Source organism: Serratia sp. L9 (genome assembly GCF_050632285.1).
Lineage (GTDB): Bacteria > Pseudomonadota > Gammaproteobacteria > Enterobacterales > Enterobacteriaceae > Chania.
This window is the reverse complement of record NZ_CP192591.1, coordinates 2,595,476-2,612,607: the sequence shown is the minus strand read 5'-3', so window position 1 is coordinate 2,612,607 and position 17,132 is coordinate 2,595,476. Positions and strand designations below refer to the sequence as shown.

Annotated in this window: 12 protein-coding genes and 1 pseudogene; 11 read left to right on the top strand and 2 right to left on the bottom strand. The window is 56.9% G+C overall.

Annotated elements, in window-relative coordinates; translation table 11 throughout:
- The first annotated feature begins 6 nt into the window (after positions 1-6).
- The 11 genes from ACQ86O_RS12360 (at position 7) to gutQ (ending at position 10,259) form a co-directional block, all read left to right on the top strand.
- Entirely contained in the window at positions 7-1,404 is a 1,398-nt protein-coding gene (locus ACQ86O_RS12360; protein ID WP_431225713.1) for an MFS transporter, read from the top strand.
- 94 nt (positions 1,405-1,498) lie between these two features.
- Positions 1,499-3,040, top strand: a complete 1,542-nt coding sequence (locus tag ACQ86O_RS12355; protein WP_431225449.1) for a mannitol dehydrogenase family protein — start codon at positions 1,499-1,501, stop codon at positions 3,038-3,040.
- A gap of 43 nt (positions 3,041-3,083) precedes the next feature.
- Positions 3,084-3,770: a GntR family transcriptional regulator gene (locus ACQ86O_RS12350; protein WP_431225448.1), complete on the top strand. Its 687-nt coding sequence runs from the start codon at positions 3,084-3,086 to the stop codon at positions 3,768-3,770.
- A gap of 229 nt (positions 3,771-3,999) precedes the next feature.
- Complete coding sequence (gene fbaB, locus ACQ86O_RS12345; protein ID WP_431225447.1) at positions 4,000-5,049, top strand: class I fructose-bisphosphate aldolase; 1,050 nt, start codon at positions 4,000-4,002, stop codon at positions 5,047-5,049.
- A gap of 254 nt (positions 5,050-5,303) precedes the next feature.
- Entirely contained in the window at positions 5,304-5,852 is a 549-nt protein-coding gene (gene srlA / locus ACQ86O_RS12340) for a PTS glucitol/sorbitol transporter subunit IIC (protein ID WP_431225446.1), read from the top strand.
- Positions 5,853-5,867: 15 nt separating this feature from the next.
- Positions 5,868-6,848, top strand: a complete 981-nt coding sequence (srlE, locus tag ACQ86O_RS12335) for a PTS glucitol/sorbitol transporter subunit IIB (RefSeq protein ID WP_431225445.1) — start codon at positions 5,868-5,870, stop codon at positions 6,846-6,848.
- An 18-nt stretch (positions 6,849-6,866) separates the two neighbouring features.
- Positions 6,867-7,229, top strand: coding sequence for a PTS glucitol/sorbitol transporter subunit IIA (srlB, locus tag ACQ86O_RS12330; protein ID WP_431225444.1), 363 nt, complete (start codon positions 6,867-6,869; stop codon positions 7,227-7,229).
- Positions 7,230-7,239: 10 nt separating this feature from the next.
- Positions 7,240-8,019: a sorbitol-6-phosphate dehydrogenase gene (gene srlD, locus ACQ86O_RS12325; protein ID WP_431225443.1), complete on the top strand. Its 780-nt coding sequence runs from the start codon at positions 7,240-7,242 to the stop codon at positions 8,017-8,019.
- Between the two features lie 63 nt (positions 8,020-8,082).
- Positions 8,083-8,439 carry a transcriptional regulator GutM gene (gene gutM / locus ACQ86O_RS12320; RefSeq protein WP_431225442.1) on the top strand — a complete coding sequence of 119 codons (357 nt, stop codon included), beginning with the start codon at positions 8,083-8,085 and terminating at the stop codon, positions 8,437-8,439.
- 82 nt (positions 8,440-8,521) lie between these two features.
- Positions 8,522-9,295 carry a glucitol operon DNA-binding transcriptional repressor SrlR gene (srlR, locus tag ACQ86O_RS12315; RefSeq protein ID WP_431225441.1) on the top strand — a complete coding sequence of 258 codons (774 nt, stop codon included), beginning with the start codon at positions 8,522-8,524 and terminating at the stop codon, positions 9,293-9,295.
- Entirely contained in the window at positions 9,288-10,259 is a 972-nt protein-coding gene (gutQ, locus tag ACQ86O_RS12310) for an arabinose-5-phosphate isomerase GutQ (protein ID WP_431225440.1), read from the top strand. Before srlR ends, gutQ begins: the two co-directional genes overlap by 8 nt.
- A gap of 42 nt (positions 10,260-10,301) precedes the next feature.
- On the opposite strand, the pseudogene ACQ86O_RS12305 reads toward gutQ, so the two are convergent.
- Together ACQ86O_RS12305 and nirB are read right to left on the bottom strand one after the other, a co-directional pair.
- Positions 10,302-12,949: pseudogene (locus ACQ86O_RS12305) on the bottom strand (molybdopterin-dependent oxidoreductase).
- The gene (gene nirB / locus ACQ86O_RS12300) at positions 12,946-17,091 is read right to left on the bottom strand and encodes a nitrite reductase large subunit NirB (RefSeq protein ID WP_431225439.1); all 4,146 of its coding nucleotides are present in this window, start codon (positions 17,089-17,091) and stop codon (positions 12,946-12,948) included. Before nirB ends, ACQ86O_RS12305 begins: the two are co-directional and overlap by 4 nt.
- Positions 17,092-17,132 lie beyond the last annotated feature (41 nt).

Genomic DNA, 17,132 nt, shown 5'->3' with positions numbered 1-17,132 from the left:
AGAATGATGATTAATGCACAAATTGACAACACTCAGCCGGAAAGAAGTACCACCGACCTGGTGAAAGCAGCCGTTTCCGGCTGGCTAGGTACTGCGCTTGAATTTATGGATTTTCAGCTCTACTCGCTAGGCGCTGCCTTGGTATTCCATGAAATATTCTTCCCGGAACAATCTGCCGCCATGGCATTGATACTGGCGATGGGAACCTACGGCGCGGGTTATATCGCCCGTATTGCCGGTGCCTTCTTCTTCGGGCGTATGGGGGATACCATCGGCCGTAAGAAAGTGCTGTTTATTACCATTACCATGATGGGGATCTGCACCACATTGATTGGCGTGCTGCCAACCTATGCGCAGATCGGTATTTTTGCCCCTCTGCTGCTGGTATTGCTGCGTATTATCCAGGGTCTGGGTGCCGGCGCGGAAATATCCGGGGCCGGCACCATGCTCGCGGAATATGCCCCTAAAGGTAAGCGCGGGATTATTTCTTCGCTGGTGGCGATGGGGACCAACTGCGGCACGCTGTCTGCGACCGCCATCTGGGCGATAATGTTCTTCTTCCTGTCGAAAGAGGAACTGCTGGCCTGGGGTTGGCGCGTTCCTTTCCTGGCTAGTGTGGTGGTGATGATCTTTGCCATCTGGTTGCGAATGAATCTGAAGGAAAGCCCGGTATTTGAAAAGGTTAACGATGACAGCGCCAGCGCTGCCCCCGTTACCGCCGCAGCTGATAACACGCATTCCCTATCGGCCATGTTCACCAGCAAATCCTTCTGGCTGGCTACCGGGCTGCGTTTTGGCCAGGCTGGCAACTCTGGCCTGATCCAGACCTTCCTGGCTGGTTACCTGGTGCAGACACTGCTGTTTGAGAAGGCGATTCCAACCGATGCCCTGATGATCAGCTCCGCCATCGGCTTTATTACTATCCCATTACTGGGCTGGATCTCCGATAAAATCGGCCGCCGGATACCTTATATCCTGGTCAACATCTCCGCCATTATTCTGGCTTACCCGATGATTTCGATGATTGTGGATAAGAGTAATGAGGTGAGCGTAATTATGGCCTCAATCATTATTATCCATAACGTCGCGGTGCTGGGCCTGTTTGCGCTGGAAAACATCACGATGGCAGAAATGTTTGGCTCGCGTAATCGCTTTACCCGTATGGCTATCTCCAAAGAGACCGGCGGTTTGGTTGCCGTGGGATTTGGCCCGGTGTTGGCCGGTATCTTCTGCAATATGACCGACTCCTGGTGGCCGATCGCCGTCATGATGATCGTTTACTCGATTATCGGCCTGGTATCGGCGGTGATGATGCCAGAAGTTAAAGATCGCGACCTGAGCCTGGCGGAAGATGCGGCAGAAAGCCCTGCCTTGCCGGTAGCCAAAAGCGTACGCAGTTATTAATTCCCTTTAATGCGGATGGTTAACCCTGTGGGATTTTCCCTTGCCAAAGACCGCGCTCGGCGAAAATCCGACACATCACACAGTGAGTTCTGATATGGACACCAAGCTATTATCTGCCAATGCCATTGTTCCACAATATAACCGCAACACACTGATCCCGCGGATGGTTCACCTGGGCTTTGGGGCTTTTCACCGCGCCCATCAGGCCGTGTATGCCGATATTCTGGCGCAAGAGCACGGCAGCGATTGGGGATATTGTGAAATCAACCTGATCGGCGGCGAGCAGCAAATTGCCGATCTAAAACAGCAGGACAATCTTTACAGCGTTGCCGAGATGTCTGCCGATGCCTGGCAATGCCGGGTCGTCGGCGTGGTAAAACAGGCACTGCATGCGCAGGTCGACGGGCTAGACGAAATATTCCGCGCTCTGACCAGGCCTGAAGTCGCGATAGTGTCCATCACCATCACCGAAAAAGGCTATTGCCATTCCCCCGCCACCGGCCAGTTGCAATTGGAACACCCGCTGATTATTCAGGATCTGGCCGATCCACTGCGGCCACAGAGCGCCGTTGGTGTCATCGTCGCGGCCCTGGCAAAGCGCAGAACTGCCGGATTGCCCGCGTTCAGCGTGATGTCTTGCGACAACATGCCAGAAAATGGGCACGTAACACGCAATGTGATCACCGCCTATGCCAAAGCGCTCGATCCACAACTCGCGGCGTGGATAGAAAGCCAGGTCACCTTCCCTTCCACGATGGTCGATCGCATCGTCCCGGCAGTGACCCCAGGCACTCTGGCACAGATAGCGCAGCAAACCGGTGTGCAAGACTCAGCAGCCGTCGCCTGCGAGCCGTTCCGCCAATGGGTGATTGAAGATAACTTTGTTGCTGGCCGTCCAGCCTGGGAAAAAGCCGGGGCCGAGCTGGTCAGCGACGTTTTACCGTTCGAAGAAATGAAGCTGCGCATGCTGAACGGCAGCCACTCATTCCTGGCCTATCTTGGCTATCTGGCCGGTTACCAGCACATCAGCGACTGCATGCAGGATGAGCATTACGTTAATGCCGCCCGCCATCTGATGCTGGCGGAACAGGCACCCACGCTGAACACCCCGGGAACCAATCTGGAGAAATACGCGGATTCCCTGCTCGAGCGCTATCGCAATACCGCGTTGAAACACCGCACCTGGCAGATCGCCATGGACGGCACGCAAAAACTGCCACAACGCATGTTGGATTCGGTGCGCTGGCATCTGGCTCACAGCAGCGATTTTGCTTGCCTGGCGCTGGGCATTGCTGGCTGGATGCGTTACGTCGGGGGCAAAGACGAACAAAGGCAACCTATCGACATCAGCGATCCCTTGCGTGAGGAAATCGCGCAACGCGTTGCCAACAGTGCCGAAGGTGAACCCCGCGTGCTGGCACTGCTGCAAATGACCTCGGTATTCGGGCGCGATCTGCCGGATAACCCACGTTTTGTCAACGCGGTGACCAGCGCCTACCTGGCGCTGTTGGCCCGGGGGCCAAAGCCACGGTGGCTCGCGTGCTGGCTCGTTGAGCCAGCGTTTAGCGGGTGTGGCGGGCTGGATCAACCTATGCGGGTGGATTTATCCGCCCGCTTTCAAAGGATAATCTGCTAGTATGGTGGCATTCTACTCTCAGCCTTAGTCATTGATTGTCGCCATGTCAGAATCCTACAACCTCACGAACAATGTGCCGGTGAACCAGCAGATCTACCGTTTCCTGCGTAAGGATATCGTTGATTGCACCATCCCTCCGGGCACCTTGCTTTCAGAGAAAGAGATCTCCACCCGTTTCAGCGTGTCACGCCAGCCGGTGCGCGAAGCCTTTATCAAATTGGCAGAAGCCGGATTGGTGCAGATCTTGCCGCAGCGTGGCACCTTCGTAATGAAAATCTCTGCCAAGCGGGTGGCTGACGGGCGCTTTATTCGCCAGGCGGTGGAATGCGCCATTGTGCGCCGTGTCGCCACCAGCATCACTCCCGAGCAGTTGATGACTCTGGAACATAATCTGCATCGTCAGGAACTGGCGGCGCAGAATAATCAGATCAGAGAATTTCTGGCACTGGACGATGAATTCCACTACCTGCTGACGCAAATAGCCAACTGCGATCTGGCCTGGGAAACCATCGAAACCATCAAGGCCACTATGGATCGGGTGCGTTTCCTCAGCCTGAGCGAGGTCTCGCCGCCGGAGAATCTGATCCAGCAGCATTACCGTATTTTTGAGGCATTGAAAGCCCAGGATCCAGACGCCGCCGAGCTTGCCATTCATGAGCATCTGCAGGAGATGATCTATTCGATCACCCCGATTGCCCTGCAAAATACCGACTGGTTTGAGGCTGAATAAACCGCTCCCCTGGCCCCTCTCCAGCAAGGAAAGGGGTTACCCTGCAGCGTATTAAAGCGATTACACTCCCGCTTTTGGCCTTCCAAATGGCATTTCTTCTCAATCGCATCTATTGTCTCTTCGCAATACAAACATTTCATTAGTATCTTTCTAACAGCTTCAATCACCGCTTTTTGACTACGACGGAGCCCGATCGCGACGTAGGAAGAAGCTTTAACGGGAGTTAATCATGACTGATATTGCACAATTGTTAGGTAAGGAAGCGGAAGACCTGTTGCAACATCGCTGTACCACTATCCCTGCTGAAACTCTTTATCTGCCCGGTGCCGACTTCGTTGACCGGATTATGATCGATAACAACCGCCCAAACAGCGTCCTGCGATCAATGCAAACCCTGCTCAATCATGGCCGCCTGGCGGGTACGGGTTATCTGTCGATCCTGCCGGTCGATCAGGGCGTTGAGCACTCGGCTGGAGCGTCATTTGCTGCCAACCCGCTCTATTTTGATCCGAAGAATATCGTGGAACTGGCGATTGAGGCCGGTTGCAACTGCGTGGCTTCAACCTATGGCGTATTGGCCTCGGTCTCTCGCCGCTACGCGCATAAAATCCCGTTCTTGGTCAAACTGAACCACAACGAAACCCTGAGTTACCCAACGCAGTATGACCAAACCCTGTATGCCAGCGTCGAGCAGGCATTCAACCTGGGGGCCGTGGCGGTGGGGGCAACCATTTACTTCGGTTCCGAGCAGTCACGCCGCCAGATTGAAGAGATCTCCATTGCCTTTGAGCGTGCTCATGAATTGGGGATGGTAACGGTACTCTGGGCCTACCTGCGCAATCCGGCGTTCAATAAAGACGGCGTTGATTATCACTCCAGCGCCGACCTTACCGGCCAGGCCAACCACATCGCAGCCACTATCGGTGCCGATATCGTCAAGCAGAAAATGGCCGAGAACAACGGCGGCTACCGCGCGGTTAAATTTGGTTATACCGACGATCGGGTGTACAGCAAACTGACCACCGATCACCCAATCGATCTGGTGCGTTACCAACTGGCCAACTGCTATATGGGCCGCGCTGGCTTGATCAACTCTGGCGGTGCCGCCGGTGAAAACGATCTACAGGAATCGGTGCGTACCGCAGTGATCAACAAGCGGGCCGGTGGTATGGGCCTGATCCTGGGGCGCAAAGCGTTCAAGAAATCGATGAAAGAAGGTATTGCGCTAATCAATGCCGTGCAGGATACCTATCTCGATAAAAGTGTCACTATCGCTTAATCGCCATTTATCAATAAGTTAATACCAAGGCTCAGCACTGCTGGGCCTTTTTTATTTCTTTCTCCTCCCTTCTTTTTCTGCCAAACCTGTGTTAATTCTTGTTTTTCTTTCGATTTAATCTTTCACAATAAAATATTTAACTTTCAAAATGTGATCCATTTAAAACAAAAACGTCCATAAAGTGATTACTGTAAGACCCATGGCGATAGGGCTGTCCTCGCTCCAAGCCATAGCATCCATCACAGGAGAAAATAATGATTGAGCTAATAACCCACGGAGCCGAATGGTTTATCGGCCTGTTCCAGAAAGGCGGTGAGGTGTTCGTTGGCATGGTAACCGGCATTTTACCTTTGTTGATCAGCCTGTTAGTTATCATGAACGCGTTGATCAAGTTTGTTGGCCAGGAACGTATCGAACGTTTGGCACAGCGCTGTGCCGGTAATCCTGTTTCACGGTATCTGCTGCTCCCGTTGATCGGCACCTTTGTGTTTTGTAATCCGATGACGTTAAGCCTCGGGCGCTTTATGCCAGAGAAATACAAACCCAGTTATTACGCCGCAGCCTCCTACAGTTGCCATTCCATGAACGGGCTGTTTCCGCATATCAACCCCGGTGAGCTCTTTGTCTACCTTGGCATCGCCAGCGGGCTGACCACGCTCGGCCTGCCGTTGGCCCCGCTGGCTGTGAGTTATTTCCTGGTGGGGCTGTTTACCAACTTCTTCCGCGGCTGGATAACCGATCTCACGACCAGTGTGTTCGAACGCAAGATGGGCATCCAACTGGATCGCCAGGTTCAACTTTAATTTGTGGAGTGCAGCATGAGTGCTTATATCCGGATTGAGAAAGGTGCCAGCGGCTGGGGTGGCCCACTGCAATTACCCATTGAGCCTGGCAAGAAGATTGTCTATATCACCGCAGGCACCCGCCCGGCGATCGTCGACAAACTCAGCGAACTGACCGGCTGGCCTGCCGTAGACGGTTTTAAAGAAGGTGAACCACCGGCCGAAGAGATTGGTATGGCGGTTATCGACTGTGGCGGCACACTGCGCTGCGGTATTTACCCAAAACGCCGCATCCCTACCATTAACATCCACGCCACCGGCAAGTCTGGCCCGCTGGCACAGTTTATTGTGGAAGATATTTACGTTTCCGGCGTGCGGGAGAACAACATCAGCCTGGTTGCAGGCCCGCTCCCGCCCCCAGCCGCCGGGCAACAGGCGCAGCCAAAGGTTCGCGATTACGACACCAGCAAGAAAATTACCGAGCAGAGCGATGGTCTGCTGGCCAAGGTCGGGATGGGCATGGGTTCGGTGGTGGCAGTGTTCTTCCAAGCCGGGCGCGACACCATCGACACCGTACTGAAAACCATCCTGCCATTTATGGCCTTCGTTTCGGCGCTGATCGGCATCATTATGGCTTCCGGTTTGGGCGACTTTATCGCCCACGGTCTGACACCACTGGCCAGCAGCCCGATTGGCTTGGTCACGCTGGCGTTGATCTGCTCCTTCCCGTTGCTTTCGCCCTTCCTCGGCCCGGGCGCCGTTATCGCTCAGGTGATTGGCGTATTGGTCGGTGTGCAGATTGGCCTGGGCCATATCCCTCCTCAGTTGGCCTTGCCTGCCCTGTTCGCCATTAACGCTCAAGCCGCCTGTGACTTTATCCCGGTAGGCCTTTCTTTGGCTGAAGCCAAACAGGACACGGTGCGGGTTGGCGTCCCTTCAGTGTTGGTGGGGCGTTTTCTCACCGGTGCGCCGACGGTCCTGATCGCCTGGGCAGCCTCTGCTTTTATTTATCAATAAATTGACCAAGGGGAAACCATGAACACCATTTTCAAGACCACCATTACCCATATCGGCGGTTGCGCCCGTGAGGCACTGCTGGACGATATGCTGATCACCTTCCGTGAAGGGGCACCCGCAGATATTGAGGAATTTTGTTTTATCCACCAGCACGGCAATACCGCCGGTGAGTTGCAAGTAGGCGGCGTGATGGAACTTGGTGAAAACCGCTACCCCATTACCGCCGTCGGCGACGTTGCCACCCTGAACCTGCGCGAACTGGGTCATGTCACCGTGCGTTTCGACGGCGATACGCAGGCCGAGTTCCCCGGTTCGATACACGTCGCAGGGGTAACGCCCGCAGATATCCCGTTAGGCAGCACGCTGAAATTTATCGCATAAGGAGTAGAACATGTCTGAAGTCGCTGTAGTGATTGGCGGTGGCCAAACTTTAGGAGCTTTCCTGTGCCACGGCCTGGCGCAAGCCGGTTATCGTGTCGCAGTGGTCGATCTTGATGCCGACAACGCCAATCTGGTGGCACAGCAAATCAATCAGCAATATGGTGCCGATTGCGCCATCGGTTTCCAGGCCGATGCCACCGATGAAGCCAGCGTTATCACGCTGGCCGGCGCAGTCGATCGGGCTTTCGGCCCGGTGAATCTGTTGGTGTATAGCGCCGGTATCGCCAAGGCCGCGCCAATCACCGATTTCCAGTTGGGGGATTTTGATCGCTCGCTGCAGGTTAATCTGGTGGGCTACTTCCTTTGCGCCCGTGAATTCTCACGCCTGATGATCCGCGACGGCATTGCCGGGCGCATTATTCAGATCAACTCCAAATCCGGCAAGGTCGGCAGCAAGCACAATTCCGGCTATAGCGCGGCCAAATTCGGCGGCGTCGGGCTCACTCAGTCGCTGGCCCTCGATCTGGCCGATTACGGTATTACCGTGCACTCCCTGATGCTCGGCAACCTGCTGAAGTCGCCAATGTTCCAGTCATTGCTGCCGCAGTATGCGCAGAAATTGGGCATCAGACCCGAGGAAGTGGAGAAGTACTACACCGATAAAGTGCCGCTTAAACGTGGCTGCGATTATCAAGACGTGCTGAATACGCTGCTGTTCTACGCCAGCGACAAAGCCTCTTACTGCACCGGCCAGTCGATCAATATTACCGGCGGCCAGGTAATGTTCTGATTTTACCGGTTGGGGATAGGGCCAAGATGCTGCTATCCCCTCCTTTTTACCGAGGAGAACATCATGACCAGCGCTCTTATTACTGTTGCCGTTATCGCCTGGCTGATGCAAATAGCCTGCGGCTGGTGGCAGATCCAGCGTTTCAACCGCGCATTTGATCACTTGTGTCAATTGGGTACCGTTGGTGTTGGCCGTTCCGGCGGGCGTTTCAAACCCCGCGTCGTGCTGGCACTGGCGTTTGACGCCCAACAACGGGTATGCGGCAGCATGCTGATGCGCGGCCTGACCATTTTTGCCCAGCCAAAACAACTCGAGCGATTGCATGGTTTGCATCAACAGGAGTTATGCCCGGATGTGATCTTCCCCGAGGATCGGGCATGCCAAACAGCACTATCGTTAGCGATTGCACTAAAATCATGATATTTTCACACTAAAAGACATTACCTTTCATAGTGAATTATTCACCGAGAGGAATGGTCAACTCTTGTGAACAGGAATCGCTATGAAACCAAAGCAGCGGCAGGCCGCTATCCTTGAATATTTACAGCGGCATGGCAAAACGGCAGTGGATGCCCTGGCAGAACATTTCTCCACCACCGGTACCACCATCCGTAAAGACCTCACCTTGCTGGAAGAAGAAGGCGAGGTGATCCGCACTTACGGCGGCGTGGTACTCAGCCGGGATGACGGCGATCAACCCATGGATCGCAAGACCCATATCAACACCGAGAAAAAACGCCAGATCGCCTATGCCGCTATCAAACTGATCAATGATGGTGATTCGTTAATCTTCGACGCTGGCAGCACGGTGTTGCAGATGGTGCCGCATCTGGCGCAGTTCAATAACATCACCGTGATGACCAACAGCCTGCATATCGTCAATGCGCTGGTGGAGCTGGATAACGATCAAACCATCCTGATGCCCGGTGGCACTTATCGTAAGAAATCCGCCTCATTTCACGGCAGCCTGGCCGAGTCAGCCTTCCACCAGTTCAGCTTCGATAAGCTGTTTATCGGTGCCGATGGTGTCGATCTCAACGCCGGTGTCACCACCTTTAATGAAGTGCACAACGTCAGTAAGGCGATGTGTGAAGCCGCCAGCCGCATTGTATTGCTGGTAGATTCCTCGAAGTTTGGCCGCAAAAGCCCAAACGTGGTCTGCGAGTTGGGCGCGGTGGACACGCTGATCACCGATAAAGACATCAACCCGGATTACCTGGCCGCGCTGCGAGCCAAAGGTATCAATATCATTCTGGTAGGAGACCCCGATGAGTAACGCGACTGCCCTGCTCAATTTTGCCCGTGAAACCCTGGAAATTGAACTGACCGAAGCGCAACGCCTATTGGCGCGCCTGGATAACCATTTTGTCTGTGCCTGCGAGTTGCTGCTCAATTGCCGTGGCAAGGCGGTGGTTTCCGGTATTGGCAAATCCGGCCATATCGGCAAGAAGATTGCCGCTTCCCTGGCCAGCACCGGCACCCCGTCATTCTTCGTGCATCCGGCGGAAGCCCTGCATGGCGATCTGGGCATGATCGGTGCCGATGACGTGGTGATCTTTATCTCCTATTCAGGCCGTGCCAAAGAGCTGGATCTGATCCTGCCGCTACTGGCGGAAAGCAACATCCCAGTGATTGCCATTACCGGCGGTAAAGAGTCGCCGCTGGCGCTGGGTGCAGCCTGTATGCTGGATATCAGCGTGGAGCGCGAAGCCTGTCCGATGGGCTTGGCCCCTACCTCCAGCGGGGTGAATACGCTGATGATGGGGGATGCTTTAGCCATGGCGCTGATGCGCCAACGCGGTTTTAATGCCGAAGACTTCGCCCGTTCGCATCCGGGTGGCAGCCTGGGTGCTCGTCTGTTAAATCGTGTACACCATTTGATGCGTACCGGCGATCGCCTGCCTGCGGTACAGGAAAGCGCCAACGTGATGGAAGCGATGCTGGAACTGAGCCGCACCGGCCTGGGGCTGGTGGCCGTGTGTGACGCACAGCAAAAAGTGGTGGGAGTGTTTACCGATGGCGACCTGCGCCGCTGGCTGGTAAAAGGCAACAGCCTCAATCACAGTCTGAGCCCGGCGATCACCCGCCCCGGCTACCGTTTGCCAGAACAGTGGCGGGCCGGGGAAGCTCTGGAAGCGTTGCATGAGCAACATATCAGCGCTGCGCCTGTGGTGGATCTTGACGGCGTGCTGGTGGGTGCGATTAACCTGCACGATCTGCATCAGGCCGGGATCGGCTGATCGCCGTTTAAGTTCCTCTCGCTTTCGGGAAAGGAGCCATCATTATGCCACCCGCTGAACCGCATGCTGCTGGATCAGTTTTTTCAGTTCTGGCAGACAAGAGCCGCAGTGGGTGCCGCATTGCAATTGTTCACCCAACGCCGCCGTGCTGTGACAACCTTGCTGGATGGCACCAATAATCCGCTTTTCGCCGACGCCAAAGCAGCTGCACACCGTAGCCCCCTCCATCACCTGCCCCGGTGCGCAGCGCCCGCCAAGCAATGCCAGACGCTGCGGGCCGCTGTGCGGTGGGCGTTCAAACGCCGCCAGGATAGCCGCCCGATCCAGCTCCAGCGCACGGCCTCGTGCATAAAATGCCAGTTGCACCTCGCCCTGCCGCCAGCCAATCAGATGAAATCCGTGCTGAGAAAGATGCGCGGTTTGCAGCGTCAGCCCGTCAAGGCCGAAACGCTGTTGTAGCCACTCTGGCCAATCCTCCACCGGCTGTTGCCCGGCCATAATAAAATGCGTCACTGATTGCTGCGCTACGCGACTCCAGTAAATACCCTGCGGTGGCGCAACGCTGCGGCGCAGGAAGATTTCCGCCTGCCAACGGTTGTGCCAGCGGCTGACGCGTACCGGCGTATGTTTGCTCTCCGGCTGGCCGGAATGTGCATCAACCACCGGCGGGATCAGGCTGCCTACCCGGCCCTGAGCGGTAAACTGTGCGTTCCAGTGCATCGGCGCAAACACGCTACCTTGCCACTGCCCGGCGTTGACCTGCGCGCGCGCAATCATCCAGCCATGTGGTGAACTGAGCCGCACCAAGTGGCCTGCCGCTATGCCCAAGGCTGCTGCATCCTGTGGGTGGATCTCACAAAACGGCTCGCTGATATGGCGCATCAGCCGTGCGGCCTGGCCGGTGCGCGTCATGGTATGCCACTGGTCGCGAATACGGCCAGTATTGAGTACCAACGGATACTGTAGCGAAGGCGCATTGCGCGGCAGCTGTGGTGTAATTGGCAGCAACCGCGCTTTGCCGTCCGGGTGGAAAAAGCGGCTATCGCTGAACAGCCGTTGGCAGCCCTGCGGATGCTGCGTATTAACTGGCCACTGCATCGGCGACATCTGCAGCCATTGTTGTCGATCGTATTGTGCCAACCCGCTGATATCAAACGCCCGTGAGCCGTGGTTTTCAAAACCAGACAATGCGGCATGTTCACGGAAGATCTCGGCCGGATGCTGATAAGCAAACGCCTCTGCAAAACCCAACCGGGCCGCTACCTGGCTGAGGATCCACCAATCGGCTTTTGCCTCCCCCGGTGCCGGCAGAAAGGCCCGCTGACGTGAAATACAGCGCTCGGAGTTGGTGACGCTGCCTTCTTTTTCCCCCACGCCAGTGCAGGCAAACGGATACACGCCAACTCAGCGGTATCAGTGGCCGCCATCACCTCAGAAACCACCACCAGCGGGCACTCTTTCAACGCCTGCCGCACCCGGTCTGCGTCCGGCAACGATACCACCGGGTTGGTGCCCATAATCCAGACTGCCTTGACTTGCCCGGCGGCCACTGCGCGGAACAGTTCCACCGCATTTAGCCCTGGCTGGCGGGCAATATGCGGCGAGCCCCAGAATCGCTGTACGCGGTCGGTGTCTTGTGCACTGAACCCCATATGTGCCGCCAGTTGGTTCGCCAGCCCACCCACTTCGCGCCCACCCATGGCATTGGGTTGACCGGTAAGAGAAAACGGCCCACAGCCCGGCTTGCCAATACGCCCGGAGGCTAAATGCAAATTGATGATGGTATTGCATTTATCTGCGCCACTGGAAGATTGGTTGATCCCCATAGAATATAGCGTCAGCCAATTTTCGGTGTCGGCTAACAGGCGGAAAAACGCCATCACCGCGCTTAATGGCAAGCCGCAGAATTCCGCCACCCGCTCAGGCGGCCACTGTGCAGCGGCGGCCAGTGCCGCCTGCGCGCCTTCGGTATGCTGTTGTAAAAATTCCGCATCCAGCTGCGCCTGCTGATCCAGCCAATACAACGCACCGTTAAATAGCGCGGCATCGCTGCCGGGGCGCAGTGGCAGATGCAGATCGGCCCCTTCGCTGGTGGCGGTCTGACGCGGATCGATCACCACCACCTTGATGTGCGGACGTTGCTGGCGTGCCTGGACCAGGCGTTGATACGCCACCGGGTGCGCCCAGGCGGTGTTGGAGCCGCACAGGATCACCAGATCCGCCAATTCAATATCCTGATAGCTGGCCGGCACTGCATCGCCGCCAAACGCCCGCTTGTAACCCACCACCGCCGAAGCCATGCATAAACGGGAGTTGGTATCGATATTAGCCACGCCGATGTAACCCTTCATCAACTTGTTGGCGACGTAGTAATCTTCGGTCAGCAGTTGGCCAGAGGCATAAAATGCCACCGCCTGTGGGCCATGTTGTCTGATAATCTCGCTAAAGCGCTGCGCCACCGCATCCAGCGCCTGCGGCCAACTGACGGTTTGGCCATCAACCTGTGGATGCAGCAAACGCCCCTTTAAACCCAGCGTTTCCCCCAGCGCACTGCCTTTCACACACAACCGCCCCTGATTCGCCGGATGCGCTGGATCGCCACTGACGGTAAAGACCGCATTTTCCTGCTCGATCTTCACCCCGCAGCCCACACCGCAGTACGGGCAAGTGGTGCAATGCGGCGCGCTCACGCCACTGCCCCCACCGTTTCCGGCTCGCCGATCGCTGCCTGTGCCGCCTGGCTGTACACCCATATCCGCCCCTCTTCCACCCTCACCGGCCAGGTAACGATGCGCAGCGAGTTATCATCGACGCTGGCACCATCGCGCAAGCGGAAGCGCTGTTTATACAGCGGTGAAATCACCACGGGTTCACCTGCCACATCGCCCAACAGCCCACGCGCCAGCACGTTGGCATCGCTGCCCGGCTCTTGGTTCCCCAAGGCATAGACACCCGCTCCCGGCAGATGAAACAGCGCAATCTGCTGACCAGCTACCCGGGCGGCAATGCCGCTTTGTGGCGGAATATCGGCCAGATCACAAACCTCTTCCCACTGCGCTTCGCAAGGGTGCGCCGGTTGTACCTCAATGGCCTGCCCAGGTTCACGCGCAGCAGCCGGCCGGCGCTGGCCACGCTCCGTATGCCAGACCACCGCCTCATCAGGCTGCTCGCTGTTGACGAAAGCGCGGAACAATTGCAAGCGCTCCGGGCTGGCCAGCGTGGTTTGCCATTCACATTGGTAGCTGGCGACCACCGCCTGCATCTCGGTTTCCAGCTCATCGGCAATACCCAGGCTGTCTTCGAGCACCACTTCTCGCAGATATTCCAAACCGCCTTCCAGGTTATCCATCCAGGTACTGGTGCGTTGCAGGCGATCGGCGGTGCGGATATAAAACATCAGGAAGCGGTCGACAGTGCGAATTAACGTTGCGGTATCCAGATCGCTGGCGAACAAATCGGCGTGGCGTGGTTTCATACCCCCGTTGCCGCACAGGTACAGGTTCCACCCCTTATCGGTGGCAATCACCCCAACATCTTTGCTCTGCGCTTCGGCACATTCGCGCGTGCAGCCCGACACCGCCATTTTGATCTTGTGCGGCGAACGTAGCCCTTTGTAACGATTCTCCAACGCGATGGCCAAACCGGTGGAGTCTTGCACGCCGTAGCGGCACCAGTTGGAACCCACGCAGGATTTTACCGTGCGCAAGGATTTGCCATAGGCGTGGCCGGTCTCGAAACCGGCATCCACCAGTTTCCGCCAGATTTCCGGCAGTTGTTCCAGCCTGGCACCAAACATATCTACCCGCTGGCCGCCGGTTATCTTGGTGTACAACTGATAATGTTGGGCGATCTGGCCAATGGCGATCAAGCCTTGCGGGGTGATTTCACCGGCCGGAACGCGGGGCACCACCGAATAGGTGCCATCTTTTTGAATATTGGCGAAGAAGCGATCGTTGGTATCCTGCAACGGCAAATGCTGCGGTTTAAGCAGATATTCATTCCAGCACGACGCCAGAATCGACCCCACCAGCGGTTTGCACACTTCACAGCCCAGGCCTTGGCCATGCGTTGCCAACAGCTCACCGAAGGTATGAATGCGGCCAACGCGAACCAGGTGATACAACTGCTGGCGTGAATAGGCAAAATGCTCACAGACGTCTTTTTTCACCGCTACGCCGCGCTGCGCTAACTCCTGTTCCATGACCTGCCTGACCAGCGCCACACAGCCGCCGCAGCCGGTTCCCGCTTTGGTGCAGGACTTCACCGCGGCCAAATCGCCGCAGCCCTGCGCCACCGCCTGGCAGATGTCGTCTTTACTGACGTTGTGGCACGAGCAAATCTGCGCGCTGGCCGGTAATGCGGAAATGCCGAACGCCTTGGTCGCCCCGCCGTTGCTGGCTGGCAGGATCAGGCTTTCCGGCGAGGCGGGCAGCACAAGGCGGTTGAGCATCATCTGCAACAGCGTGCTGTATTCCTTCGTGTCACCGACCAACACCGCCCCTAGCAGGCGCTGACCATCGGCGGAAACCACCAACTTTTTGTAAACCTCCGCCGGGCCGTCGACCCAGCTGTAACTTTGGCTACCCTCGCTGCGGCCATGCGCATCGCCAATCGACGCCACCTCCACGCCCAACAGTTTCAGTTTGGTGCTCATATCAGCGCCGCTAAAGGCGTTGTCACACCCGGCCAGCGTATCTGCCAAGGTACGCGCCATCTGGTAACCCGGAGCCACCAGACCAAAAATCTGCCCGTTCCACAACGCGCACTCACCAATGGCAAAAATGGCGTTGTCGCTGGTACGGCACTGGTCGTCAATCACTATGCCGCCGCGTGGCCCCACCGCCAACTCAGCATCACGGGCCAACTGATCCCGTGGCCGGATCCCGGCGGAAAACAGAATTAAATCGGTTTCCAGCACGTCTCCATCGGCGAAGCGCAGGCTGTGGCGATGTAACGAACCGTCTTCAATCGCCTCGGTCTGTTTGCCGGTATGCACGCACACCTCCAGCGCTTCGATTTTCTTGCGTAGCATGGCGGCGCCGCCTTCATCCAACTGCACCCCCATCAGCCGTGGCGCAAACTCCACAACGTGGGTTTTCAACCCGAGCTGTTTCAAGGCGTTAGCGGCTTCCAACCCCAGCAACCCGCCACCGATCACGGCTCCGACCTGCGCGCTCTCGGCATTGGCGGCAATCGCCGCCAGATCGTCCAATGTACGATAAACCAGACAGCCGGGCCGTTGATTGCCAGGGATCGGCGGCACGAACGGGTAGGAACCGGTGGCCAACACCAGTTGGTCGTAAGCGGTTTCACGGCCTTCGGCGTCAATCACACATTGACGTTGGCGATCGATGGCGCAGACTTGCTGCCCGAGCCGCAGTTCAATGCCATTGCGCTCGAAGAATCCGTCTTTGACCATCGACAGCGACTGTGCATCGCGGCCTGAAAAGAACTCAGACAGGTGAACACGATCATAAGCGGCTACCGATTCCTCACCAAACACCACAATGTGATAGCGAAGATGCAGCTCCCGCAGCACCAATTGCTCCAGAAAATGATGGCCAACCATACCGTGACCGGCAACCAGCAAAACGGGCTTGTGCATTTCAGATATCCTCTCGTTTGCCGCCAATGCGGCTTCGGGGTCTTGGCAGCCAAACAGCAACGCCGCCGGGTTGCTCACCGGTTGGCCCAACTGTTGCAGATAAAATTGGCCGTCGCTGGCGTCGCCATACAGCAAAACGCCGTGTAATCTGCCTTCACGCACCAGCAGGCGGCGATAATGCTGTGCCTGTGGATCTTCGGCGTAATGCACCTCTGTGGCGGTGTCTGCCTCAATATCTCCGGCGCACAGCATGTCGATACCGCTGACCTTTAACCGGGTATTCAGCGGCGCAGGCTGGTAAAGCTCTGCCGTTTTCCCGGCCAATCGCTGGGCCAGTAATGCCGCCTGCTGCCAGCAAGGTGCAACCAGGCCAAAGGTGGTGTCGCCCAGTTGCGTGCATTCACCCACGGCGTAAATTGCGTGATCGTTGGTTTGCATACCGCCATCGATGATGATGCCGCGCTGGCACGCCAGCCCGGCTTGCCGGGCCAGCCTCACTTCCGGCCTCACGCCGGCTGCTATTACCACCAGATCGCAAGCCAGTTGATGGCCGTTGCTCAGCGTGGCCGCCTGCACGCTGTGGGCTCCGTGAAAAGCACTGACCTGGCAATCCAGATAGCAGTGGATGCCGCGGGCGGCCAAATTGCGTTGCAACATAGCGGCAGCCCTGGCATCCAGTTGGCGCTCCATCAGGTGCGACCCGCGATGGATCACCGTGGTCTGTATGCCACGAACTGCCAACGCCGCTGCGGCCTCAATGCCCAGCACCCCGCCACCAACCACCAACGCCTGCGCGCCGGGGCGGCAATGGCCGAGCATAGATTCCACATCGTCCAGCGTGCGGAATCCGAAGATCGCCCCCAGGCCGATGCCTGGCGTCTCTGGCATCAAGGGCCGGGAGCCCGTGGCAAATACCAGCCGGTCATAGGACACGCGACGTTGTGCGGTGATCACCTGTTTCGCTGCGCGATCCACCGCTAAAGCCGGTTCCCCTGCCAGTAGTTGCACTTGATGCTCCAGATACCATTGCGGCGGGTGCAGTACGATATCGCTGAAGGCTTTCTCCCCTGCCAGCAACGGCGACAGCAGAATGCGGTTGTAGTTGCCACGCGGTTCCTGGCCAATCACCGTGATGGCGTAGTGTTGCGGTACCCGTTGGCACAGGGTTTCCACCAGCCGCATACCCGCCATGCCGTTACCAATCACCACCAATCGTTGCTGAGCCATATGCCACCTCAGTAGGTCGATAATGCAGTTCCATGCTTTAG